Raw genomic sequence first — 21,371 nt, forward strand, 5'->3', positions numbered from 1 at the left:
CTCTCGGTGTGCATCGGCGCCGTCGTCGCGGGCCGGGGGGAGCGGATGACCACCCAGCGGTCGATCTCGCAGACCAGACGTGCTCGCTCCCAATCGATCTCGCTCGTATCGCCGGGGACGAGCTGTTCGCGACGTTCGTGCAGGGCGGCCAGTTCGTGCGCGGCCCGCAGGACGGGATCGCCGTCGCCGGCGAAACCGCAGACCGCCTGCATCATCTGTGCACGGTCCGGCAGTACCGGTTCCTGTCCGGGTTCACCCGATGAACCGCCGTCCGCGTCCACTGTGCCGCACCGCCCTCGTCGTCCCGTATGTACCGCTTCCGAAGGACATTCGTCTCGGCCGGAGTTCCGGATAGGTCACGAAATAGCACCTCAACAGCGAAAACCGGCCGCGAACAGCTGTTCGCGGCCGGTCGAGATCACCTGTGCGCAGAAGTATTACAGGCTGCGGGCGATGATCTCCTTCATGATCTCGTTGGTGCCCGCGTAGATCAGCTGGACGCGGTTGTCGACCCACATGCGCGCGATCGGGTACTCGTTCATGTAGCCGTAGCCGCCGAACAGCTGCAGGCAGGTGTCGGCGATCTGCATCGCCTTGTCGGTGGTCCACCACTTCGCCATGGCGACGGTCGGGATGTCGAGCTCGCCACGGAGGTGCTTCTCGATGCAGTCGTCGATGAACACGCGCGCGATGCGCGCTTCGGTGGCGACCTCGGCCAGCTTGAACTTGGTGTTCTGGAAACCGAACACAGGGCGGCCGAACGCCTCGCGCTCCTTGGTGTAGCGCAGGGTGTGATCGAGGGCGACCTCCATGCCCGCGACCGCGCCGTGCGCGACGATCAGGCGCTCCTGCGGCAGCTGCTGCATCAGCTGGATGAAGCCCTGGCCCTCCTTGGCACCGAGCAGGTTGGTCACCGGGACGCGCACGTCCTCGAAGAACAGCTCGGAGGTGTCCTGGCCCTTCTGGCCGATCTTGTCGAGCACGCGGCCGCGACGGAAACCCTCGCGGTCGGCCTCGACCAGCACCAGCGAGACGCCGGCGGCGCCCTGGGTGGGGTCGGTCTTGGCGACCAAAATGATCAGGTCGGCCTGGGCGCCGTTGGTGATGAAGGTCTTGGAGCCGTTGATGACGTACTCGTCACCGTCGCGGATCGCCTTGGCCTTGACGGCCTGCAGGTCCGAGCCGGTGCCTGGCTCGGTCATCGCGATGGCGCCGACGACCTCGCCGCTGGCCATCTTGGGCAGCCACTGCTGCTTCTGCTCCTCGGTGCCGTAGGCGAGCAGGTAGTGCGCCACGATGCCGTTGTGCAGGCTGACGCCCCACGAGGTATCGACGACGCGGGCCTGCTCCTCCATGAGCACGGCCTCGTGGGCGAAGGTGCCGCCACCGCCGCCGTACTCCTCCGGGATCGACAGACACAGCAGGCCCACTTCACCGGCCTTGTTCCACAGGTCGCGGTCCACATGGTGCTGCTCGCGGTACTTGTCGATGTTCGGCGCGAGTTCCTTGGCCAGGAAGGCGCGGGCGAGGTCGCGCAGGGCGTCCAGGTCCTCGTTCATCCAGCTGGACCGGTTGGCGGCCATCGAGTCTCCTTACGGCTCGGCACAGCACTGGTCCAGAGGTGACCAGTGGTTACAGATACAGTGTGGACCACTATTGGCGAGGTGGCAATAGTGGGTTCCGAAGCCTTCGGGCGGGGCCTCGGGACGGGTTCCGGCGGTCGCGGCCACGGGTCTTGACGGGGGCGCGAAGTTGGTGTCCGATTCGTGTTGTCCGCGAACGTCGTTCGACAACGCTTGGGCACCGATGGTGCTAAAACCTTGGCTCGGAAGGCGGTCTGGGATTATCTTTCGGAGTTGGACTACCGGCCGGTATCGCCTGCGCGTGTCGCTCGCGGCGCGCCGAGAACGGGGAGCCGTGTCGGAGCATCGGTTTCGCACGGGCGGGTGTATGGACTATTAATGGCGTGTGCCGTTCACACGTGTGGTCACCCGTCTGCCTTCGCGATGCCGGGGCGGTGGTCGAGCATGACCGTCGATTCTCCCATCGAAGACGACGTCAGCCTGCTCGCCCAGCGGGTCGAACGGGCGCGTGGGCGCCTCGCCTACCAATTCGACCCCGCCCTGACCGACGCGCTGTCGGAAGACGAGCTGCGCGCGGAGCGGGAACTCGCCGAACGCATCCGTGAACAGGATCGCGAACAGCGCTGGAAGCACACCCAGGCGATGGCACAGGCCTCCGACCGGGCCAGGAGCACCACCGAAGCAATCGAGAAGGCCGACATGCGAGATCTGCTGCTCGCCAGAAAGGCGATGGCGTCCCAGCGCCGCGAATCGAGCCCGCACGCGAAGCTGGCTTCGCTGTACCGGCACCGGTCGTGGTCACTCAAGGCCCTGGCGGGTGTCGTCGGCGCGGGCATGCTGTGGTCCGCGGTGAACGTGCAGCAGAACATCGCGCCCGGCGGTCCGAGTGACCCGCTGTTCTGGTTCAGCTACCTGCTCGAGGCGATGATCAGCGTCTGTCTGATCATCATCATGGTCGGCACGAACAAGGTCGCCGAGTGGGGCGTCATCGACAACCGGCGTCAGGTCGCGATGGCCGAGATCGCCCTGCTCGGGCTCACCGTCACCCTCAACACCTATCCCTACCTGCGCGACGGCCGCTGGTACGACGCCGCGGTGCACGCGGTCGCGCCCGTGATGATCGGTGTCGCGCTGCTCATCCACGACGCCGCCAGCGCCCGCTACGGGCTCGCCATCACTCGCGCGACCAGCCAGGTCAGGGACCTGCCCGACCCGGCCGAGAACCTGCTCGGCCGCGGGGCAACCGAGGGTGTCCGCCTGACCTACCAGCCGCCGATGACGGGTCAGGCCCGCGCCGAGGCGTTCGCCGCCGACCAGGCCGCCGTCACCGCGCCGGTCAGCCGGGAACCCGCGTGGACGCCCACCGAGCCGATCGGCAACGGCAAGCCCACCGAGAAGCGCAAGCGCTTCGGCATCGGCAAGCCGTCGTCGGCGGAGAAGGCCTCGGCCAAGAAGGCCGCGCCGCAGCCGCCCGTCGCGCCCGAGCCCGCCCCCGAGGCCGTCAAGTCCGAGCCGACGACGAAGTCCACCGACTCGGTTCCCGCGGCGCGCAAGAGCACGATCTCCGATATCGAGGCCCGCGTCGAGAAGGCCTTCGCCGAGGCCAATTTCGGTTACGAGGCGATCGAACCGGTCAACGTGTACGACACCGGGCAGTTCCGTATCGCCGAGAGCCTGGAGCAGGAGCTCAATGCCATGCGGGAGGCCCGTCGTCAGGCCCGCAAGGAGCGCGCGGGGTCCTGACCTCGGTGCGCTGCTGGTGTCATGGCGGCAGCGCGCAGCCGTCGACCCGGCTTAGCCCGGAGGGTCAGCCGAACAGGCCGCCGCCGTGGCCTGCCTGCTGGCCGCCGCCGGTGCCGCCGATGAGGCCGCCCGGGGGCAGCTCGGAGGGCTGCACGATGACGAAGCCGCGGCCGGCGAACGACAGTGTGCTCGCCTCGCCGGTGCTGCGGCCCATCAGCCTGCCGAGGCCGAAGGAGTCGTTGCGCTTGATGCCGGTCTGCAGGCTCGACGACCAGGCGACGGCGGCGTTCGGGTCGGCGAAGGTGGCCTGGTCGACGGTGAGCACCACCGGGGAGCCGTGGGTGGTGATGGCGATGCGGCCGCGGCCGGTGAACACGCAGTTGAACAGGCCTGCGTTGGAGGCGTAGCCCGCGGCGCCCTGCACGCGGCCGATGTCGTAGCGCAGGGTGGAGTCGAACGCGAGGACGTTGGCGCCGTTGATGGTGAGGCCGTCGGTGCCGTCGAGGTCGATGATGTGCACGTCGGCGGCGCTGTTGGCCAGGAACAGGTCGCCGCGTCCGGTCACCTTCATCAGCGGTACGCCCTCGCCGGTGAGGTGCTGGCGGATCGCCCGGCCGATACCGCCGGAGCCGAGGGCCTGGAACTGCAGGTCACCCTGGTAGGCCACCATCGAGCCTGCGCGGGCCATCACCTCACCGTTGAGGCCGACCTTGACCATCTTGCCGCCCTGTTTCTGGATACCGAGGCCGGTGACCTCGGCGTGCGAGGGATCGAACAGGTCGCTGTGCACGGGCTGGGCTCCTTGCTGGGATGCGTACGAAGGGTAGGGCTGCTGAGCGGGTCCGCCGGGCTGCTGTCCATAGCCGGGCTGACCCGTCGGCGGCGGGAAGGCAGGGGCGCCTGCGGGAGGGTAGGGGTGAGCCGCCGGCTGCCCCGTCGGTGGGGCGAATTGGCCGGGCTGACCGGCGGGCATGGTCGGGTGGCCCCCACCCTGCGCCGGGTATCCGGCCGCGGGAGCGGAGACCGGCGGGTACACGGCCGTCGGCGCGGCACCGCTCTGCGCGGCGGGCGTTTCGGGTTCGTCCTCGAGGTTCACGCCGTAGGCCGACGCGATGCCCGCCAGCCCGTCGTCGTAACCCTGACCGATCGCCCGCACCTTCCACGCGCCGTTGCGGCGGTAGATCTCCACGCACACCACACCGCTTTCGGTGGTGAGCCCCGGGATCTGGAAAGTCAGTGCGGTGGGACCGGATCCGATGGTGGCGGTGAGCTGGCCGACCGAGGCGAAGGTGGCGGGGCCGCGTCCGTCGAGGCTGGCGGTGACGACGACCTTGTCCACGTCGGCGGGTAGCGCCGAGGTCCGCACTTCGACCACGTCCGGGCCGCCATTGCCATGGCGGTACACCACACCGGGGCCGGTCGGCTGGTTGAAGAACACGAAGTCGTTGTCGGAGCGCACTACTCCGGCGGTGTTCAGCAAGAGCGCCGAGACATCGACCGACGCCGAACTCGCCACGGTGACGGTCAACGGATCGCCGGGTGCGGGCCGGTTCTCACCCGGAGCCAGCGCGTTCACGACACCACATCCGAAGAGTGGGTGGTTTGTCCGATTCGCAGTCGTTCCACGGCCTCGATAGTGCCGTGTGTGCCGCCGCGGCGCCAGCTTCCCCCGTCAGCGCGCCGGTTTCCGGTCCACGGGATTCCAGGTGCACGGCCGTCCCTACCCGTGCGCGACCGGGCTGCCGGATTCGGCGGACGCGCGCTCGATCAGCACGAACGGGATGGTCACCAGCGCCGAGACCGCGCCGATCCACGGCACCGCGGTGATCGGTGCACCGGCGTTCAGCACGACTCCGGCGACGACGGGAACGAGACCGATGCCCAGCTGGAACGCCGACACCGTGGTCGCGCCTGCCAGCGTCGGCGCGCCGGCCGCGAGGGTGAACACGCGACCGTAGATCGCGGGATTGAGCACGAATCCGGCGATACCGAGCAGCAAGACCAGGGCGACGACGGCCACCGCGTGTCCGGCGAACACCGCGATCAGTACCGAACACAGGGCGATCCCCGCGGAGCCCGCGACCAATGCCAGGTAGGGCCGCCGGTCGGAGATCCGGCCACCGATCGCCAAGCCGAGGTACGCGCCGACACCGAACAGCACCAGGATCGGGGCCAGCCAGACGTCGGGAATCCCGGTGACGGAGGTCAGCAGTTCGGCGAGATAGTTGAACGTGATCATGTAGGCCGCCGTACTGAGCAGCGTGGCGGCGAGGACGAGCCACAGCCGCGGCTGCCGCAGCGCGGCGAACTCACGATCGAGACGGGGCTCCTCGCCCGCCGTGGTCGCGGGCATCATCACCGCTACCGCGGCCGCGGCGAGGACGGTGAGAACGACCACCAGCCAGAAACCGCCCTCCCACCCGGTGCGGTAACCGATGAATGTTCCGGCGGGTCCGCCGAGAATCATCGCCAAACTGAGGCCGCTGATCACCACGCCCGACGCGCGGGCCGCACGATCGCCGGGCACCAGGCTGACAGCCGTCACCGCCGCGACCGCGAAGAACCCCGCGTAGGCCAGGCCCGCCACGAAGCGGGTGACCAGCAGCGCGCCGTAACTGCCGATGATCAGGCCGACCGCGATGGACGCGGCGAAGACCAGCTGGGTCACCACCAGCGCGGTCCGCCGCGGCCAATGCAGGCTGACCACCGCGAACGGCGGCCCGCCGAGGACGACGCCGATCGCGAACGCGGTGATCAGCCCACCGACAGTGGCCAGGCTGACCTCGATATCGGTGGCGACCGCGGGCAGCACCCCGGCGAGGAGAAACTCCGCGCTCCCCATGGCGAACAGGCTGAAGGCCAGCAGATATACCCCGGTAGGGAGGAAGCGTTCCCGGCTGCGCGGCGGCGATGTCGATGGTGAACTCATAACTCGCAGCGTGCTTTTCGCGGCGCGGGACGGCAACGAATCGTTGCCGGAACTGGAACGCTCACGTTGACTGGACCGGTGCCGAACCATCCCGCCATCGACGCGACCCTCGGTCAGGTCGGCGTCCGCATCCGGCGACTCCGGGTAAGCAAGGACCTCTCGCTCGCGGACCTGAGCAGGCTCACCGACATCTCCAAGAGCACCCTGTCCCGGCTCGAATCCGGCCAGCGCAAGCCGAGTCTGGAGTTGCTGCTGCCGATCGCGGCCGCCCTTGCGGTGCCGATCGACGAGATCGTGGCCGCGCCCCGCATCCTCGACCCGCGGCTGCCACAGAAACCGCGGCACACCGGCGGCCGGGTCATCGTGCCGTTGTCGAAGACGCAAGGCGAGCCGAAGGCCTACAAGTTGATCATCCCCGAGACCGAGTCCGAGCCGTTCCCGCGCACCCACGCCGGCTACGAATGGCTCTACGTGCTCAGCGGGCGACTGCGTCTTGTCCTCGGTGACTACGACGTCGTTCTCGGGCCGGGCGAGGTCGCCGAGTTCGACACCTTGCACCCGCACTGGTTCGGGTCCACCGGTCGCGGCAGTGTCGAAGTGCTCAGTCTCTTCGGTGGGCAGGGCGAGCGAATCCACATCAAGGCCAGGTCCGCGCGGGCCCGGCCGGATGGACTCTAAGGGTTTCTCGAGGAAACCTCGCAGGGCCGCACAGGGCCGTCGGATCGCATTACGCTGCGGATATGAGCACTCCCGTCCATGGATTCACCGACGACGCACTCGGCATGCTGGACGCCGTCGGCGTCGCCGCGGCGTTGCGCGCGGGGGAAGTGAGCCGGGCCGAGGTGCTCGAGGCCGCTGTCGCGCGGACCCGCCGGGTCGACCCGAGCCTGGACGCGGTGCAGCTGAGCTGCTTCGAGCGGGCCTCGGCGACGCCGGAGACGGCGGGCGTGTTCTCCGGTGTGCCCGCGTTCGTCAAGGACAACACCGATATCGCCGGGCTGCCCAGCTGCCACGGTTCGGCGGCATTCACGCCGCGGCCCGCCACGGCGACCGGCGGTCCCGGCGCGCAGTTCCTGCATTCGGGCGTTGTCGTGATCGGCAAGTCGACGCTGCCGGAGTTCGGGCTCACCGCCAGCACCGAGTTCACCGATCGCGCGCCGACCCGCAATCCGTGGAATCCCGAGTATTCGGCGGGTGCGTCCTCGGGTGGCTCGGCGGCGCTGGTCGCGGCCGGGGTGGTGCCGATCGCGCACGCCAACGACGGCGGCGGCTCGATCCGGATTCCGGCAGCGGCCAACGGCCTGGTCGGGTTGAAGCCGACCCGCAACCGGCTGCTCGACCAGCCGGGCGCCCGTCAGCTGCCGGTGCACCTGGTCACCGAGGGCGTGCTGACCCGGTCGGTGCGCGACACCGCGCACTATCTGGCCGCCGTCGAGCAGTTCGGCGCGAATCCGAAGCTGGCGCCGATCGGCCTGGTCGAAGGGCCGAGCGCGCGGCGGTTACGGATCGGGCTGATCACCGAGGATGTCCTCAGCCGCCCGGTGCACCCCGACAACGCGGCCGTGCTGGCCTCGGCCGCAACGATTCTCGCGGGCCTCGGTCATGAGGTCGTCGAGATGCGTCTTGACGTGGACCCGCGGTTCATCGAGGACTTCAAGCGGTACTGGGCGGTGATGGCCGCGGCGATGACGCTGTCGTTCCGGCTGGGCCATCGCGACCATTTCGACCCGAGCAAGCTCGACCCGTTCACCAAGGGCCTGATCGGGCTGGCCGCGCGCAATCCGCTCGCCGCGGCCGCGTCCGCGTGGCGGTTGCGGTCGGGAACGGCCACCTATGACAAGCATTTCGCCGAGGTCGACGTGCTGCTCACCCCGGTTCTCTCGCATCCGGCGCCGCGGATCGGCGAGCTGGCGCCGGGCCAGCCGTTCGACGCGTTGTTCGCGAAACTGGTCGACTACGTGGGTTTCACGCCGCTCAACAATGTGGGCGGCGGACCGGCGGTGTCGCTGCCGCACGGTCTGCTGCCGCATGGCCTGCCCGGCTCGATCCAGCTCGCCGGGCGCCGCGGTGACGAACGGACCCTGCTCGACCTGGCCTACCAGCTGGAAGCGTCGAGCCCGTTCCCGCGCATCGTCGACCGCACGGCCGCCGAGGGCGCGGCCTGATCAGCCCTGGCGCACCGCGACATTGATCGGGCGCAGCCTGCCAGGGCTGGCGGTGCCCGCCTCGAACGCCCAATGCTCGCCGTGCCAGTCGGGGAAGTCGGTGTGCCAGCGGCCGACCAGGCGCGGGTCCTCCAGCGAGGCGATGACACCGGCCGAACCGGTGTACTGCAGACGCTCGTACTTGTGCCGGGTGACGGTGTCGACCGTGGCGAGCGTGGCGAGAGAAGACATGGCGATCCTCCGGGATCGAGAAAACGGTGGCTGACGTGACGAGGCGCTCCCGGGCCGATGGCCCGGATGCCGCGGTGGCGCGTCACCGCTCGAAGCCGAGTATGCCGCGCGTCGCGACACTACGCGCACTCTTTTGAAAATCCTGTTCTTCGAATTAACGGATACTCGTCATCGAACGGTAAAGATCACCAGGACGGACGCACCCGGCCCGGCGTGACGACCCGGGCGATCGCATTTCGGACCTGGTTGAACGTCGCGGCACCGAGCGCGTCGGTCCAGCGTGCGGCGAATTCGGCGGCCGCGGCATCGGCGGCTCTGGTGCAGGCCCAGCCGCGTTCGGTGAGGGTGATCAGCCGGGCGCGCGCGTCGCGCGGATGCGGATTGCGCTCGGCGTAGCCCTTGGTGACCAGCTCGTCGACCAGTTGACTGGCCGCCTGCTTGGTGACGCCGAGATGCTCGGCGATCTCGCCGACAGTCGCGCCGTCGGGGGCCATCCGGACGAAGGCGAAGCCGTGGGCCGGGCGTATATCGGTGAAGCCCGCCGCGGCCACCCCGTGGTTGATCGCCTGGCTCACCTCGGCGGCCGCTGCCAGCAGCAACAGGGGTAGATCGCCTGCGGGCGGGGGGTTCTCGGGCACGGCAGCCATTCTGGCACTTGACATAGTGGTCAAGCTACTTGACTATATGGACAAGCAAATTGACTTTCTGTAGGAGGCGCACATGCCGGTCATCCACTCCGGAGACGCTCAGGTTCACGAGATCCACAACGCCAGGTTCACCTCGCTCATCCGCCCCGGCACCGGCAGCGCCGAACTCTGCGTCTGGCAGACCGAGGTCGCGCCCGATTCGGTGGGCGTGCCGCATCGAATCCTGGGGGAGGAGGCCTTCGTCCTGCTCGCGGGCGAGGTGACGATGACGATCGACGGCGAGTCGGCGTCGATGAAACCGGGTGACGCGGCCGTCGCGCCTGCCGGTTCGACGATCGCGCTCGCCAATGGCACCGCGGCGCCCGCGGTGCTGCTCGTCACGGTCCGGGTCGGCTTCTCCGCCGAACTGCCCGACGGCTCCACCTTCGTTCCGCCCTGGGCATCCTGAACCGTCACCGCGTCTGTTCCTATCGGTGAACTTGAAAGTTCGGTCGCCCTAACAATATAATTCTGGAATGAAGGTTGGGTTTCACCGGTCGCCCGGAACGTCGCGGCGGGTTGTCGCGGCGTGTGTTCTGAGTGTCATGGCGTTCGCGCTCACCGCCTGCGGTGGTGTCGCGGCCGAGGACGACGGGAAGAAGGTCGTGCTCACCACCTTCACCGTGCTCGCCGATATGGCGCGCAATGTCGCGGGGGAGCATCTGCGGGTCGAGTCGATCACCAAGGTCGGCGCCGAGATCCACGGCTACGAGCCGACGCCCGGCGATATCAAGAAGGCGGCCAAGGCCGATCTGATCCTGGACAACGGGCTCAACCTGGAAGCCTGGTTCGCTCAGTTCGTCGCCGACCTCGACGTGCCGCACGCAGTGGTCAGCGAGGGCGTCACCCCGATGGACATCGGTGAGGACGCCTACCGGGGCAAGCCCAATCCGCATGCCTGGATGTCGCCGGTGAACGCGCAGATCTATGTCGACAACATGGTCCGCGCGTTCACCAACCTCGATCCCGAGCACGCCGAGGCCTACCGCGCCAATGGCGACGCCTACAAGACCCAGCTCGGCGCCGTCCGCGACGACCTGGTCGCCGCGGTGAACACCCTGCCCGCCGATCAGCGGGCGCTGGTGACCTGTGAGGGCGCGTTCTCCTACCTCGCCCGCGACACAGGTCTCACCGAGAAGTACATCTGGCCGGTCAACGCCGAACAGCAGGCGACCCCGCAGCAGATCGGCTCGGCGATCGACTTCGTGCGCCAGCGCGGGGTGCCCGCGGTGTTCTGCGAGTCGACCGTTTCCGACGCGCCGATGCAGCGCGTGGTCGAAGCCACCGGCTCACGCTACGGCGGCACCCTCTATGTCGACTCGCTCTCGGAGGCCGACGGCCCGGTGCCGACCTATCTGCAGCTGATCCGCCATGATGCCAACATCATCGCGACCGCCCTCGCCGGAGCCCCGAGATGACCACCGCGCCCGTCGTCGAGATCCAAGACGTCACAGTCCATTACGGTGACGTCCTCGCGCTCGACAATGTCGAACTGACCCTGAAGTCCGGCCGGGTCTGCGGCCTGATCGGAATGAACGGCTCGGGCAAGTCGACGCTGTTCAAGACCGTCATGGGCCTGGTCACCCCCGGCCGCGGCCGGGTGCTCATCAACGGCAGTCCGCCCGCCGCGGCGCGCAAGGCGGGCAGCCTCGGCTACGTGCCGCAATCGGAGGACGTGGACTGGAGTTTCCCGCTGTCGGTGCGCGATGTCGTGATGACGGGCCGCTACGGGAAGATGGGTTTCACCCGGCGGGCGGGCAAGGCCGATCGCGCCGCCGTCGCCGACGCGCTGGCCCGTGTCGATCTCACCGACCTCGCCGATCGCCAGATCGGCCAGCTCTCGGGCGGTCAGAAGAAGCGGACCTTCGTCGCGCGCGGCATCGCCCAGGAGGCGACGATCCTGCTGCTCGACGAGCCGTTCGCCGGCGTCGACAAGCGGTCGGAGGCGACCATCACCGCGCTGCTGCGCGAACTGGCCGCCGACGGCGCGACCATCCTGGTCTCCACCCACGATCTGCACGCGCTCCCGCAACTGGCCGACGAGGCGGTGCTGCTGAACCGCCGGGTGCTCGAGCACGGTGACCCGGATGTGGTGTTGCGGCCGGAGAACCTGGCCAAGGCCTTCGGGCTCGATGTGGACGAGTGAGGAAATACCGATGAGCCTCGAAGAATTCTTCCTCGACCCGCTGCGCTACGAGTTCATGGTGCGCGCGCTCGCGACGACCGTCACCGCGGCGGTGGTGTGCGCGGTGCTGTCGTGCTGGCTGGTGCTGATCGGCTGGTCACTGATGGGCGACGCGGTCTCGCACGCGGTGCTGCCCGGTGTGGTGCTGGCCTACATCGTCGGCTGGCCGTTCGCGGTCGGCGCGGTGATCTTCGGTTTCCTCGCGGTCGCGCTGATCGGTGTCGTCCGCGACACCAGCCGGGTGAAGGAGGACGCCGCCATCGGCATCGTCTTCACGACCCTGTTCGCGTTCGGCCTGGTCCTGGTGTCGGTGACGCCGAGCCAAACCGACCTCAACCACATCGTGTTCGGCAATCTGCTCGGCGTGAGCCAGGGCGAGATGATCCAGATCATGATCCTGGCCGCGATCGTGCTGACCGCGCTGGTGCTCAAGCGCCGCGACTTCACTCTCTACGCCTTCGACGCCACCCATGCCCACGCCATCGGCCTGAATCCGCGGATCCTCGGCACGGCGCTGCTCGGTTTGCTCGCCCTCACCTCGGTGGTGGCGTTGCAGGCGGTCGGCGTGGTGCTGGTCGTCGCCATGCTGATCATCCCGGGCGCGACGGCCTATCTGCTCACCGATCGCTTCAGCCGCATGCTCCTCATCGCGCCGACGGTGTCGGTGGTGTGCGCGGTGACCGGTCTCTACATCAGCTACCACCTCGACACCGCCGCGGGCGGCATGGTGGTGGTGACCCAGGGCATCGCGTTCACGCTGGTCTACCTGTTCGCGCCCCGGCACGGCATCATCGGCCGCCGGGTGAGCGCCGCGCGTGCGAGGGCGAGCTCGAAGGTCGCCGTCTCGAGCTGAATTCGGCGAATCCGCCGCGGCGCGGCGATCCGCGACGCACGATGTGACCTAGAACGTGTTTCACCTCGCGCGGGAAAGGTCGTCGCTCGATGTTCGGTCTCGGGGTACTCGATACCGCCGCACTGTCGCTGGATTCGCCCGATGGGCGGCCACGGGAAGTGCGGCGGGCACAGCAGCTGGCGGTGTGGCAGGCCATCTACGGCACCGGTATCGCGGTCGCGATGATTCCGGCGGCGGCGCTGCTGCCGTCGGACTCGGTGCTGCTGCGGTACGTGGGGTCGGCCTACGTCACCGCGGCCGCGGCGCTGCTGCTCGCGCTGTGCGCCCTCGCGTTCACCGTGCGCTCCCGCTACGCGCATGCCCTCGGCTGGTACGCGGCAGCGCTGGTGGTCCTGGTCGGGGTGTTCGGCGTGCTCACCCTGCCCGCGGTCGTGGTGTCGGTGGCGGTGATCGTGCTGCTCGACCGCCCGGCGTCCAAGGCCTGGTTCGAGGTCGAGGAGACTCCCGAACCGCTCGCGTTCCGCGACCACGTCACGCGGATCCCGGCGTTGCTCCGTCCCCTCGCCGGTCCGGTCGGCGCGGGCTGGAAGGCCCTGCTGGCGCAGCGATAGGCCGACGCCCTGGCCCGGATTCGTGTCGGGGCGGGCTGGCAGGATGTGCGTCATGAAGGTCACTGGGGAGGACGTCCGCGCGTTTGTCCTGTCGCTACCGGAGACGGTGGAGCAATTCGCCTGGGGCATGCCGATTTTCAAGGTCGCGGGCAAGCTGTTCCTGACCCTGCCCGAGGAAGAGACCTCGATGGCGGTGCGCTGCCCGATCATCGACCGCGACGAGCTGGTGGTCGCCGAGCCGGACAAGTTCTGGATCGCCGCGCACGAGGCGGGTAATCCGTGGGTCCGGGTCCGGCTCGCCGCCCTCGACGATCGCGCGGAACTGGAGGCGATCGTCACCGATTCCTGGCGGCTGGCCGCGCCAAGGGCCCTGCTCGAGGACGCCGACCAGTAGCGCGCGGGGTCAGGCGACCGGCGTGATGGTGGCCTCGATGAAGTGGATGGCGTCGTCGGGGATGACGAACGTCTCGACGATCTCGACGGTGGTCAGGCGCACGCCCGCGATGCCGGTGTCGAGCAGGTAGCGGGTGGTCACGGTGTCACCGGATTCGGACATGGTGAGGTCGCGGACGCCCTGGATCACCCGGTACTGCGGCCCGTTCGTCAGATCCGAGGTCAGCTGCGGACCGGAGTAGCCGGTCTGGAATCCGACTTCGATCCTGGTGGCATCGGGGGTGAAGGGCACCGCGCTCGCGTCGTGGGAGACCAGGGCGTCGATGTAGGCGCGGGCGATGGCCTCGCGCGGGGTGTCGGCCGGATTCGGTTCTGCCACAGCGGTTGCCGTGCCGAGTGCGACGAACGCCGCCGCGAGGGCTGAAACATGAGTGATTCGCATGCAGAGATGCTGGCGGTCGCGACCGGTCGGCGCAACCGGTGCGGCCAGGGGCGCGTTGGCGCGCGGCGGTAGGCTCGGAGCTCCTATGGCACTCAGCGCAACTCTGCATCATTTCGCCGTCCAGCTCGCCGACGTCGACCGCGGCGTCTACGAGGACCTCGAGCTGCGGGTCGCCCGCCACCCCTCCGAAACCCCCGAATACATGCTGACCCGCATCCTCGCGTACTGCCTGCAGTACGAGGAGGGCATCGTCTTCAGCGAGGGCGGCATCTCGGCTACCGACGAACCCGCCGTGCAGGTCCGCGATCTCACCGGCCGGGTCACCGCCTGGATCGAGGTCGGCGCCCCCGACGCCGAGCGGGTGCACCGGGGCAGCAAGCTCGCGGGCCGCGCCGCGATCTACACCCACCGCGACCCGGCGAAGGTGCTGGCGCAGTACGCGGGCAAGAAGATCCACCGGGCCGAGGACATCCCGCTCTACAGCGTCGACCGTGCCTTCATCGACGCGGCCGTCGCGCTGATCGACCGCCGCAATACCGCGACCCTCTCGGTCACCGAGGGTGTGCTCTACCTGGACCTGAACGGAACGAGCCTGCGCGGGGAGATCACCGAGCATCGGCTCGGGCAGGCCTGAGATCGATCCGGCCCGCGCGCAGGCCGGGTGCCGTACCGTCGGGTCGAGTCGTCGATCAGGAGGATGCCGTGCCGAGCGTGATGAGCCGGATCGTCGTACCCGCCTACCTGCGGATCACCAGGGCGAACCGGAACTACGTCAGCGCCGAGGCCGCGCGCGAACACGTGCGGCGGCTCGGTGCGGCGCCCCTGCCCTACGCGCCGCCGAAGCGGCTGCGCGGGGTCGTTGTGTCGAAGAGCGAGGACGGCGGCTGGCCGGTCTACACCCTCACCCCGGAGTCGGGGCCGTCGCGCGGCGGGCTCGTGTACGCGCACGGCGGCGGCTGGGTCGGCGAAATCGCCCCGCAGCATTGGCATCTCGCGGCCCGGCTGGCCGCCCAGTTGCGGCTCACCGTGACGGTGCCGATCTATCCGCTGATCCCGTTCGGCACTGCGGCACAGGTGATTCCGCGTTTCGCCGAGATCGTCACCGATAGTCACGCGCGGTACGGCCCGACCTTCCTCGCCGGTGATTCGGCGGGCGGCCAGATCGCGCTGTCGACCGCGCTGCATCTGCGCGACACCGCGGGCACGACAGTGCCACGGACAGTGCTGATCTCGCCCGCGCTCGACCTCACCCTGGAGAATCCGCTGATCACGGACCTCCTGCCGCGCGACCCGTGGCTGGGTCGCGAGGGCGGACTCGTCTTCGGCGAGATGTGGAGCGGCGACCTGCCGATGAAGGACCCGATCGTGAGCCCGCTGTTCGGCGACTTCACCGGGCTCGGCCCGCTCACCGTCTTCACCGGCACCGAGGACATCCTCAACCCCGACGCCCACCTCCTGCTCGGCAAGGCGCGGGCCGCGGGCGTCGATATCGACTTCCACGAGGGACAGGGTCTGGTTCACGTCTATCCGCTCACCCCGAGCCGCGAAGGCCAGCAGGCCCGGCGCCACATCGTCGAGGCACTGCGGGCCGACCTGAGCCGGGCGGGCGGCTAGCGCTGGGACAGGTGGTGGTTGAGCAGGATGGTCAGCTGGGTGACCGCCTGGTCGAACGGGTGGGGTGACTTGAGGGCGCGGCTGTGGACGATGGTGCCCTCGATGGTGGTGAGCAGGAAGCCGGCGAGGGAGACGGCGGCGGAGCGTTCGATGCCGGTGGCGACGATGCCGTCGGCGAGGCGGGCGGTCCATTCGGCGAAGGCCTGGCCCGCGATCGACTGGACGGCCGGGTCGAGCTCGTCGAGGGCGGCGGCCATCATGAACGAGCCCGCGCTGTAGTCGGTCTGTTCGAGCGGGGTGCGCCAGAAGGCGAGCAGATCGGTGAGCCACTGCTGCACCGACGGCGCGGTCGGCAAGGCGTCGGCCATCGCGCTCACATGCGAGTACACCAGGCGGGACACGATCCGGGCCGCCGTCTGCACCAATTCGCCCTTGCCCGAAGGGAAGTGCTGATACAGCGAGTTGCGTGAGGTGTTGCTGCGCTTGAGCAGTTCACTCAGCGCGGCCGCGTGGACGCCGTGCTGCTGGACGGTGCTGATGGTGTGCTCGATCAGTCGGGTGCGCGGTCCGGCTGCCATCCGATCTCCTCCAAACCCTTGATTGAACCGATCGGTCCATGTTAGACCTATTCCAGCGTGAACCGATCGGTTCATATGGAGAGGATGCCATGCCCACCCCCATCGCCACCGCAGTTCCGGTCACCCATACGGGAATCCTCGGCCTCGGCGTCTATCGCCCGCGCCGGGTCGTGCCCAATGCCGAGATCGTCGAGGCCATCGACTCCTCCGACGAGTGGATCAAGACCCGCTCCGGGATCGCCGCCCGGCACTGGGCCGAGCCCGACGAGACCATCGTCGGGATGAGCGTCGCGGCCGCGCGTGACGCGCTGACCGCGGCCGGAGTGGCGGCCGAGCAGGTGGATGTGGTCGTCCTCGCGACGTCGTCGCAGATGGTCCTCGGCCCGTCGGCAGGCGCGGTCGTCGCCACCGAACTCGGCATGGACGACACCGCCGCCTACGACATCTCCGCCGGATGCGCCGGCTTCTGCTACGCGCTGGCGGACGCGGCGAACCTGGTGCGCTCCGGCCAGGCGCGCAACGTGCTGGTGATCGGCGTGGAGCGGCTCTCCGACCTGCTCGACACCACCGACCGCAGCTGCGCGTTCATCTTCGCCGACGGCGCGGGCGCGGTGGTCGTCGGCGCGGCGGAGCAGGAGGGGATCGGCCCGGTCGCCTGGGGTTCGGACGGCAGCCGCACCTCGGCGATCAAGCAGGACAAGGACTTTCTCGAATACTTCGCCGAGGTCGCCGCCGCCGAGGCGAGCGGTGGCACGTCGGTGCGGCCCTACATCCGGATGAACGGGACCGAGGTGTTCCGCTGGGCCGTCACCTTCCTGGAGAAGGCCTGCCGCAACGCGCTGGACCGCGCGGGCATCGCCGCACAGGATCTCGACGCCTTCGTCCCCCATCAGGCCAACATCCGCATCACCGACGCCCTGGTGCGCACCCTCGGCCTGCCCGACACCGTCGCCGTGGCCCGCGACATCATCGAAACCGGCAACACCAGCGCCGCCTCCATCCCGATGGCCATGGAGCAACTCCTGCGCTCCGGCGCGGCGAGCCCGGGCGACACCGCCCTGCTCCTCGGCTTCGGCGCTGGCCTGGCCTACGCGGGCCAGGTGGTCCACCTGCCGCCGATCGCCTGAGTCAGCTCCGCAGGGCGCGCAGGTAGCGGCGGCGGTAGAACCGCTGGGCGACAAGCAGTATCGGGAAGACCGCACGCCAGAGTCCGGCCGGTGCGGGTTTCGTGAGTGACCGCAGGGTGAGTTCGACGGTGCCGTCCGCGCGCCGGTGCACGACGAACGCCTCCTCGCCGGACACCGGGTGCCCGGTCAGGGTGCCGTAGGCGAAGCCGCACCGGTCGGCGGTGTCGACCACCGTCACCACGCGCACGGGCTCGCGCACCGAGACGGGTCCCCATCCGGCGGTGACCCGGTAGTCGGCATCGGTCGTCACGGGTGCGTCAGGGGCGACGCGAAAGCCACTGCGGCGCTTGACGCCCCAGCGCAATACCGCCTCCCTGGCGGCTGCCCAGTCCTGCTCGCCGTGGCCGATCACCACCGACGTCTCGAACCGCCGGAATCCGGACGGCCGCGCGGTCCAGATCTCGTCGGCGGGACTGGTCGCGCCCGCGGGCGCGTAGGTCAAGGCCTGCATGCCGACGACGATAGGGCGTCGGCGTCCTATCCGCCGGTGACGTGGGCCTGGCCCGCGTGCAGGAGTTCCAGCGCGCAGTCCACCGATTGGTCGAGGACCGCTGCCGGGTCGCCGTCGAAGTGGTGGTGGATGGCCCAGGCGGTGTCGCGGGTGGCGGTGGCGCACCAGACCGATCCGGCTGGTTCGCCGTCTTGGGAGCCAGGGCCCCCGACGCCGGTCGTCGCGACGGCGACGGCGGCATCGGTCAGCGCCCGCACGCCCTGCGCCATCGCGATCGCGGCGGTCTCCGACACCACGGGGACGTCGGGGACGCCGAGGACCGTCTGTTTGACCAGGACGGAGTAGGCGACGACTCCGCCGCGGAACCATTGCGCGGAGTCCGGTGCGGCGGACAGGGCCGCGGCCAGGTTGCCGCCGGTCAGTGATTCGGCGACGGCGACGGTGAGTCCGTGCCTGGTAGCGAACTCTGCGACGTCGGACGCGGTGGCCATGCGGTCTCCCTCTGGTCGTCCGGCGGCGCCGCCTGCCGGAGATTCACGCAGCGGGTTGCCCGGCCGCCACCCTGGTGTGCAGCGACCGGTGGTTGCTGACCGGCACGGCATACGCGGCGCCGTCGCGGATACCGAATTCGAACCGGCAGGGAAACAGCGAGGGTAGCCCTGTCGCTCGCAGATCGTAGTTCGCGGCGAGGGTCTGCATCGCCCAGCCCTGCAGGGAATCCGGTAGTCGCAGGGTGGTGCCGTCCACGCAGGACACGTAGGCCTGCGTCCGCTCACCGTTCACCGGGAGGGGGTTGCGCAGACCGACCGCGCCGATTTCCAGAATCCGGCCGGCGGTGTGGGAAGAAGCGACGCTGGGCAAATCCAACTCGATGTCGTCCATGCGGGAAACGCTAGCGTGGCAACCATCCAGGGAACACGGAAATCGCATCGACTCGACGCACTTGGAAACCCTCGTTGACACGGTCTTTCGGAAGAATGGTCTCCCACTATGAGTCTGCGAACCGTTCTCGACACCAGGGCGCTCAATCGCGCCACTCTCGCCCGGCAATTCCTCCTCGACCGCGCCGACATTCCCGTGCTCGATGCCGTCGCGCACCTGTGCGGAGTGCAGGCGCAGGAACCGCAGGAGCCGTTCCTCGGGCTCTGGTCGCGGGTCGCCGGGTTCGACCCGGCCGACCTCGACGACCTGCTGACCGGGCGTCAGGTGGTCCGCGCCCATCTCATGCGCCGGACCGTGCACTTGGTCACCGCCGCCGACGCGCTGGCTTGGCGGGGCAGACACGACGCGATGCTGCGGCAGCGGGTGCTCACCACTTACAAGCACGAGCTCTCCGGTGTCGACCTCGACGAGCTCGCCGCAGCCGCGCGCGCCGTGCTGGCCGACGGCGAACCACGCTCGATGGGGGAGATCGCGCGGGCACTCGCCGACCGCTGGCCCGCGCCGGGAACACGGGCGCTGGGGGAGTTGGTGATCGCCGCGCTCGTGCCGACGGTGCAGTTGCCGCCGCGCGGACTGTGGAAGGTGAAAGCCGGTGTGCGCAATGCCCCGGTCAGCCAGTGGCTCGGCCGTGAGGTCGACCCGCTCGCCCCGGCGGGCACCGATCCCGTCGGCGCTGACCTGGTCCGGCGCTATCTGGCCGCGTTCGGTCCCGCCGCCTCGGCCGATCTGCGCGCGTGGTGCGGCCTGACCGGTCTGCCCGCCGCGGTGGCCGCGGTCCGCGACGAACTGATCACCTTCCGCGACGAACGCGGCAGGGAACTGCTCGACCTGCCCGACGCCCCGCGGCCCGACCCGGAAACCCCTGCGCCGCCGCGATTCCTGCCCGCCTTCGACAACGCGATCCTCGGCTATCACGACCGCGGCCGGATCATCGACGACGCCGACCGCGGCCTGTCCGTCGCGGGCGCCAGGGTGGTCCTGGTGGACGGCCGGGTCGCCGCGAGCTGGACCGTCGAGGACGACATCGTCACCGTCGCGCCGCTGCGCGAGCTCACCGGCACCGAACGCCGCGCTGTCACCGACGAGGGTCACCGCATGGCGATGTTCTTGTCCGGCAACGACACTGATCGCGTCCGGATTCGGTGATCGGCGCCGCGGCGAAATATTGCGACCGTGTTGCGATCGTCGTCATATCACTGCAAAGAGCCGGAAAGGTTCCCGTTTCTGGACTTTCATCGGCGGGCCGTGGCGCGGTTCTGATCGCGCCATAGACAACCGCGATGCTCGGCTGAGCCTTCGACGCGCCCCCGCACAGGTGTCCTGCGCCGAGGAGGTGTGACCGCTCGAACCTGATGAGGGGAAGTATGAGAATCAACCGTATTCGCGGTACCCGTGGCCTGCGCGCCGCCGGCACCGGTGTGGCCGTGCTCGCGCTGGGCGCTCTGGTGGCCGGTACCGCGAGCGCCGACGCGTTCGTTCCGCTGCCCGACGGCGAGCGTGCCGGGCCGGGTGTCACGGTGAAGCGGACCGGCGAGCGCGCCCTGGTCTCCCCGTCGCTGGCCGCCAACGGCGCTGGCCGCGTCGCCTGGGTCTCCGGCACCGTGACCGCCGATGTCACCGCCACCCCGGAGGGTGAGGTCGGCCCCAACAACGGCCCCGCGAACAAGCCCGGCTCGAACAACTCCTCCACGCACGGCGCCTCGCAGCTCAACACCGGCTACATCATCGGCTGCCAGGTGGCGATCGGCGACGACGCCATCTCGGCGGGCCTGTCCGGTGGCATCGACCTGTCCGGCGGCAGCATCGGCGGCTCGGTCGGCCTCGAGCTCGGCCCCGGCGAGGTGAAGTTCGTCCAGATCCAGGCGAAGGACATCCTGGAGGCCGGTACCTACTCGGTCGAGTACCAGGACGTCGAGATCGAGGTCCAGGGCTGCGGCGGCTACGCGCAGGCCCGCTCCTACAGCGTCGTGGAGATCATCGGCGACCACTACTCCAAGACCACGCTCTACGGTGCCCCGTTCAGCATCGGCTGAGCGCACCGTCGAGACCGCCATCGATCCGAGGAATGACAGACATGATCGACCGTAAGAATTCTGCCCGCCTCGCCGGTCTGGCCGGTGCGGCCGCCGTGACCCTTGGCCTGCTGTCCACCGGTGCGGCCAACGCCGACACCTTCGTGCCGCTGCCCGGCGGCGAGATCGTCAAGACACTGTCCGACGGCACCACCGTCACCGTGCGGCTGGTCGGCGAGTCGGCCAACATCAACCCGTCGATGGGTTCGACGCCGGTGCACCGCAACGCCTGGGTCTCCGGTAGCGCGCAGGTCGAGGTGGCCGGTGAGAACGCCAAGGGCGGCAAGATCTACCCGGGCTACGTCGTCGGCTGCCAGGTGAACATCGACGGCGGCGGCGTCGAAGGCGGCGTCGAGGGCGAGAGCAGCTGGGACGGCGAGGATGTCAGCGTCGGCGCCAGCAGCGGCGCCGAGCTGAGCCTCGGCCCCGGCCAGGCCAAGTCGTTCTACGTTCTCGACATCGAGAAGGCCGACGACTTCGGCAACGAGGACCACAGCACCAACAACAAGTTCAAGGGCAAGAGCGGCTCGGTGACCTGGGCCGACACCACCATCGGCCTCAGCGGCTGCGCGGGCTACGCCCAGGCGCGCGCCTTCGTGAAGGTGAATGTGGAGACCGCGAACGTGAACTCGGTCGTCACCCTGTGGGGCCAGCCCTTCAGCATCGGCTGATCTCGGCAACCCGGCAGCGGGGCCCGGCGCGACAC

At 69.3% G+C, this 21,371-nt stretch carries 25 protein-coding genes and 1 pseudogene; 15 read left to right on the forward strand and 11 right to left on the reverse strand.

Annotation, left to right across the window (positions count from 1 at the left end; translation table 11 throughout):
* Both ACFWF2_RS28250 and ACFWF2_RS28255 read right to left on the reverse strand, forming a co-directional pair.
* Positions 1 to 215 (reverse strand): annotated as a pseudogene (locus tag ACFWF2_RS28250) (hypothetical protein); the annotation flags it as partial.
* A gap of 222 nt (positions 216 to 437) precedes the next feature.
* Positions 438 to 1,583 (reverse strand): acyl-CoA dehydrogenase family protein, encoded by a 1,146-nt coding sequence (locus tag ACFWF2_RS28255; protein ID WP_379310486.1) that lies wholly within the window; start codon positions 1,581 to 1,583, stop codon positions 438 to 440.
* A gap of 444 nt (positions 1,584 to 2,027) precedes the next feature.
* Between ACFWF2_RS28255 and ACFWF2_RS28260 the strand changes: the two genes are divergently transcribed.
* The gene (locus tag ACFWF2_RS28260; protein WP_379310487.1) at positions 2,028 to 3,326 is read left to right on the forward strand and encodes a hypothetical protein; all 1,299 of its coding nucleotides are present in this window, start codon (positions 2,028 to 2,030) and stop codon (positions 3,324 to 3,326) included.
* A 64-nt stretch (positions 3,327 to 3,390) separates the two neighbouring features.
* Here the strand turns inward: ACFWF2_RS28260 and ACFWF2_RS28265 are convergent, their stop codons facing one another.
* Both ACFWF2_RS28265 and ACFWF2_RS28270 read right to left on the reverse strand, forming a co-directional pair.
* The gene (locus ACFWF2_RS28265) at positions 3,391 to 4,902 is read right to left on the reverse strand and encodes an AIM24 family protein (RefSeq protein WP_379310488.1); all 1,512 of its coding nucleotides are present in this window, start codon (positions 4,900 to 4,902) and stop codon (positions 3,391 to 3,393) included.
* Between the two features lie 144 nt (positions 4,903 to 5,046).
* The gene (locus ACFWF2_RS28270; protein WP_379310489.1) at positions 5,047 to 6,255 is read right to left on the reverse strand and encodes an MFS transporter; all 1,209 of its coding nucleotides are present in this window, start codon (positions 6,253 to 6,255) and stop codon (positions 5,047 to 5,049) included.
* 78 nt (positions 6,256 to 6,333) lie between these two features.
* On the opposite strand from ACFWF2_RS28270, the gene ACFWF2_RS28275 reads away from it, so the two are divergent.
* Both ACFWF2_RS28275 and ACFWF2_RS28280 read left to right on the forward strand, forming a co-directional pair.
* The gene (locus ACFWF2_RS28275; RefSeq protein ID WP_379310490.1) at positions 6,334 to 6,933 is read left to right on the forward strand and encodes a helix-turn-helix domain-containing protein; all 600 of its coding nucleotides are present in this window, start codon (positions 6,334 to 6,336) and stop codon (positions 6,931 to 6,933) included.
* A 62-nt stretch (positions 6,934 to 6,995) separates the two neighbouring features.
* The gene (locus ACFWF2_RS28280) at positions 6,996 to 8,420 is read left to right on the forward strand and encodes an amidase (protein ID WP_379310492.1); all 1,425 of its coding nucleotides are present in this window, start codon (positions 6,996 to 6,998) and stop codon (positions 8,418 to 8,420) included.
* Here ACFWF2_RS28280 and ACFWF2_RS28285 read toward each other — a convergent pair whose 3' ends face one another.
* Entirely contained in the window at positions 8,421 to 8,651 is a 231-nt protein-coding gene (locus tag ACFWF2_RS28285; RefSeq protein WP_379310493.1) for a hypothetical protein, read from the reverse strand.
* A 185-nt stretch (positions 8,652 to 8,836) separates the two neighbouring features.
* Positions 8,837 to 9,298 (reverse strand): MarR family winged helix-turn-helix transcriptional regulator, encoded by a 462-nt coding sequence (locus ACFWF2_RS28290; protein ID WP_379310512.1) that lies wholly within the window; start codon positions 9,296 to 9,298, stop codon positions 8,837 to 8,839.
* Between the two features lie 73 nt (positions 9,299 to 9,371).
* Between ACFWF2_RS28290 and ACFWF2_RS28295 the strand changes: the two genes are divergently transcribed.
* The 6 genes from ACFWF2_RS28295 to ACFWF2_RS28320 all read left to right on the forward strand — a co-directional run bounded on the left by ACFWF2_RS28295 (position 9,372) and on the right by ACFWF2_RS28320 (position 13,380).
* Entirely contained in the window at positions 9,372 to 9,746 is a 375-nt protein-coding gene (locus ACFWF2_RS28295) for a cupin domain-containing protein (protein WP_379310494.1), read from the forward strand.
* Positions 9,747 to 9,813: 67 nt separating this feature from the next.
* Positions 9,814 to 10,755: a metal ABC transporter substrate-binding protein gene (locus ACFWF2_RS28300; protein WP_379310495.1), complete on the forward strand. Its 942-nt coding sequence runs from the start codon at positions 9,814 to 9,816 to the stop codon at positions 10,753 to 10,755.
* Positions 10,752 to 11,483, forward strand: a complete 732-nt coding sequence (locus ACFWF2_RS28305) for a metal ABC transporter ATP-binding protein (protein ID WP_379310497.1) — start codon at positions 10,752 to 10,754, stop codon at positions 11,481 to 11,483. The genes ACFWF2_RS28300 and ACFWF2_RS28305 overlap by 4 nt, the downstream gene beginning before the upstream one ends.
* Positions 11,484 to 11,493: 10 nt before the next feature.
* Positions 11,494 to 12,375 (forward strand): metal ABC transporter permease, encoded by an 882-nt coding sequence (locus ACFWF2_RS28310; protein WP_379310498.1) that lies wholly within the window; start codon positions 11,494 to 11,496, stop codon positions 12,373 to 12,375.
* 89 nt (positions 12,376 to 12,464) lie between these two features.
* Entirely contained in the window at positions 12,465 to 12,986 is a 522-nt protein-coding gene (locus ACFWF2_RS28315) for a hypothetical protein (protein ID WP_379310499.1), read from the forward strand.
* 52 nt (positions 12,987 to 13,038) lie between these two features.
* A complete protein-coding gene (locus tag ACFWF2_RS28320; protein WP_379310500.1) occupies positions 13,039 to 13,380 on the forward strand; it encodes an MmcQ/YjbR family DNA-binding protein in 342 nt (113 codons plus the stop codon).
* Positions 13,381 to 13,389: 9 nt separating this feature from the next.
* Here the strand turns inward: ACFWF2_RS28320 and ACFWF2_RS28325 are convergent, their stop codons facing one another.
* The gene (locus ACFWF2_RS28325; RefSeq protein WP_379310501.1) at positions 13,390 to 13,821 is read right to left on the reverse strand and encodes a hypothetical protein; all 432 of its coding nucleotides are present in this window, start codon (positions 13,819 to 13,821) and stop codon (positions 13,390 to 13,392) included.
* An 85-nt stretch (positions 13,822 to 13,906) separates the two neighbouring features.
* On the opposite strand from ACFWF2_RS28325, the gene ACFWF2_RS28330 reads away from it, so the two are divergent.
* Positions 13,907 to 14,455 carry a YaeQ family protein gene (locus ACFWF2_RS28330; protein WP_379310502.1) on the forward strand — a complete coding sequence of 183 codons (549 nt, stop codon included), beginning with the start codon at positions 13,907 to 13,909 and terminating at the stop codon, positions 14,453 to 14,455.
* A 68-nt stretch (positions 14,456 to 14,523) separates the two neighbouring features.
* Positions 14,524 to 15,435 carry an alpha/beta hydrolase fold domain-containing protein gene (locus tag ACFWF2_RS28335; RefSeq protein WP_379310503.1) on the forward strand — a complete coding sequence of 304 codons (912 nt, stop codon included), beginning with the start codon at positions 14,524 to 14,526 and terminating at the stop codon, positions 15,433 to 15,435.
* Here ACFWF2_RS28335 and ACFWF2_RS28340 read toward each other — a convergent pair.
* A complete protein-coding gene (locus ACFWF2_RS28340) occupies positions 15,432 to 16,013 on the reverse strand; it encodes a TetR/AcrR family transcriptional regulator (protein WP_379310504.1) in 582 nt (193 codons plus the stop codon). The genes ACFWF2_RS28335 and ACFWF2_RS28340 overlap by 4 nt on opposite strands.
* A gap of 89 nt (positions 16,014 to 16,102) precedes the next feature.
* On the opposite strand from ACFWF2_RS28340, the gene ACFWF2_RS28345 reads away from it, so the two are divergent.
* On the forward strand, positions 16,103 to 17,140 hold the full coding sequence (locus ACFWF2_RS28345) for a beta-ketoacyl-ACP synthase 3 (protein WP_379310505.1): 1,038 nt from the start codon (positions 16,103 to 16,105) through the stop codon (positions 17,138 to 17,140).
* Between the two features lies 1 nt (position 17,141).
* On the opposite strand, the gene ACFWF2_RS28350 is transcribed toward ACFWF2_RS28345, so the two are convergent.
* The 3 genes from ACFWF2_RS28350 to ACFWF2_RS28360 are packed head-to-tail and all read right to left on the reverse strand — an operon-like array spanning position 17,142 to position 18,533.
* Positions 17,142 to 17,651 carry a DUF1990 family protein gene (locus tag ACFWF2_RS28350; RefSeq protein ID WP_379310506.1) on the reverse strand — a complete coding sequence of 170 codons (510 nt, stop codon included), beginning with the start codon at positions 17,649 to 17,651 and terminating at the stop codon, positions 17,142 to 17,144.
* A gap of 26 nt (positions 17,652 to 17,677) precedes the next feature.
* A complete protein-coding gene (locus ACFWF2_RS28355) occupies positions 17,678 to 18,142 on the reverse strand; it encodes a CinA family protein (RefSeq protein ID WP_379310507.1) in 465 nt (154 codons plus the stop codon).
* Between the two features lie 43 nt (positions 18,143 to 18,185).
* A complete protein-coding gene (locus tag ACFWF2_RS28360; RefSeq protein ID WP_379310508.1) occupies positions 18,186 to 18,533 on the reverse strand; it encodes a hypothetical protein in 348 nt (115 codons plus the stop codon).
* Between the two features lie 108 nt (positions 18,534 to 18,641).
* On the opposite strand from ACFWF2_RS28360, the gene ACFWF2_RS28365 reads away from it, so the two are divergent.
* The 3 genes from ACFWF2_RS28365 to ACFWF2_RS28375 all read left to right on the forward strand — a co-directional run bounded on the left by ACFWF2_RS28365 (position 18,642) and on the right by ACFWF2_RS28375 (position 21,336).
* Positions 18,642 to 19,739, forward strand: coding sequence for a winged helix DNA-binding domain-containing protein (locus ACFWF2_RS28365; RefSeq protein WP_379310509.1), 1,098 nt, complete (start codon positions 18,642 to 18,644; stop codon positions 19,737 to 19,739).
* 218 nt (positions 19,740 to 19,957) lie between these two features.
* Complete coding sequence (locus ACFWF2_RS28370; protein WP_379310510.1) at positions 19,958 to 20,626, forward strand: MspA family porin; 669 nt, start codon at positions 19,958 to 19,960, stop codon at positions 20,624 to 20,626.
* Between the two features lie 41 nt (positions 20,627 to 20,667).
* A complete protein-coding gene (locus tag ACFWF2_RS28375) occupies positions 20,668 to 21,336 on the forward strand; it encodes an MspA family porin (protein WP_379310511.1) in 669 nt (222 codons plus the stop codon).
* Positions 21,337 to 21,371: the final 35 nt, after the last annotated feature.

The organism is Nocardia sp. NPDC060259, assembly GCF_042728775.1.
In the GTDB taxonomy this organism is placed as follows: domain Bacteria; phylum Actinomycetota; class Actinomycetes; order Mycobacteriales; family Mycobacteriaceae; genus Nocardia.

What these genes read in the sequence shown, in the direction of transcription:
- ACFWF2_RS28255 (WP_379310486.1), bottom strand. Translation starts at nt 1,583, where the DNA reads ATGGCCGCCAACCGGTCCAGCTGGATGAACGAGGACCTGGACGCCCTG.
- ACFWF2_RS28260 (WP_379310487.1), top strand. Translation starts at nt 2,028, where the DNA reads ATGACCGTCGATTCTCCCATCGAAGACGACGTCAGCCTGCTCGCCCAG.
- ACFWF2_RS28270 (WP_379310489.1), bottom strand. Translation starts at nt 6,255, where the DNA reads ATGAGTTCACCATCGACATCGCCGCCGCGCAGCCGGGAACGCTTCCTC.
- ACFWF2_RS28280 (WP_379310492.1), top strand. Translation starts at nt 6,996, where the DNA reads ATGAGCACTCCCGTCCATGGATTCACCGACGACGCACTCGGCATGCTG.
- ACFWF2_RS28285 (WP_379310493.1), bottom strand. Translation starts at nt 8,651, where the DNA reads ATGTCTTCTCTCGCCACGCTCGCCACGGTCGACACCGTCACCCGGCAC.
- ACFWF2_RS28290 (WP_379310512.1), bottom strand. Translation starts at nt 9,298, where the DNA reads ATGGCTGCCGTGCCCGAGAACCCCCCGCCCGCAGGCGATCTACCCCTG.
- ACFWF2_RS28295 (WP_379310494.1), top strand. Translation starts at nt 9,372, where the DNA reads ATGCCGGTCATCCACTCCGGAGACGCTCAGGTTCACGAGATCCACAAC.
- ACFWF2_RS28300 (WP_379310495.1), top strand. Translation starts at nt 9,814, where the DNA reads ATGAAGGTTGGGTTTCACCGGTCGCCCGGAACGTCGCGGCGGGTTGTC.
- ACFWF2_RS28305 (WP_379310497.1), top strand. Translation starts at nt 10,752, where the DNA reads ATGACCACCGCGCCCGTCGTCGAGATCCAAGACGTCACAGTCCATTAC.
- ACFWF2_RS28310 (WP_379310498.1), top strand. Translation starts at nt 11,494, where the DNA reads ATGAGCCTCGAAGAATTCTTCCTCGACCCGCTGCGCTACGAGTTCATG.
- ACFWF2_RS28315 (WP_379310499.1), top strand. Translation starts at nt 12,465, where the DNA reads ATGTTCGGTCTCGGGGTACTCGATACCGCCGCACTGTCGCTGGATTCG.
- ACFWF2_RS28320 (WP_379310500.1), top strand. Translation starts at nt 13,039, where the DNA reads ATGAAGGTCACTGGGGAGGACGTCCGCGCGTTTGTCCTGTCGCTACCG.
- ACFWF2_RS28325 (WP_379310501.1), bottom strand. Translation starts at nt 13,821, where the DNA reads ATGCGAATCACTCATGTTTCAGCCCTCGCGGCGGCGTTCGTCGCACTC.
- ACFWF2_RS28330 (WP_379310502.1), top strand. Translation starts at nt 13,907, where the DNA reads ATGGCACTCAGCGCAACTCTGCATCATTTCGCCGTCCAGCTCGCCGAC.
- ACFWF2_RS28340 (WP_379310504.1), bottom strand. Translation starts at nt 16,013, where the DNA reads ATGGCAGCCGGACCGCGCACCCGACTGATCGAGCACACCATCAGCACC.
- ACFWF2_RS28345 (WP_379310505.1), top strand. Translation starts at nt 16,103, where the DNA reads ATGCCCACCCCCATCGCCACCGCAGTTCCGGTCACCCATACGGGAATC.
- ACFWF2_RS28350 (WP_379310506.1), bottom strand. Translation starts at nt 17,651, where the DNA reads ATGCAGGCCTTGACCTACGCGCCCGCGGGCGCGACCAGTCCCGCCGAC.
- ACFWF2_RS28355 (WP_379310507.1), bottom strand. Translation starts at nt 18,142, where the DNA reads ATGGCCACCGCGTCCGACGTCGCAGAGTTCGCTACCAGGCACGGACTC.
- ACFWF2_RS28360 (WP_379310508.1), bottom strand. Translation starts at nt 18,533, where the DNA reads ATGGACGACATCGAGTTGGATTTGCCCAGCGTCGCTTCTTCCCACACC.
- ACFWF2_RS28365 (WP_379310509.1), top strand. Translation starts at nt 18,642, where the DNA reads ATGAGTCTGCGAACCGTTCTCGACACCAGGGCGCTCAATCGCGCCACT.
- ACFWF2_RS28370 (WP_379310510.1), top strand. Translation starts at nt 19,958, where the DNA reads ATGAGAATCAACCGTATTCGCGGTACCCGTGGCCTGCGCGCCGCCGGC.
- ACFWF2_RS28375 (WP_379310511.1), top strand. Translation starts at nt 20,668, where the DNA reads ATGATCGACCGTAAGAATTCTGCCCGCCTCGCCGGTCTGGCCGGTGCG.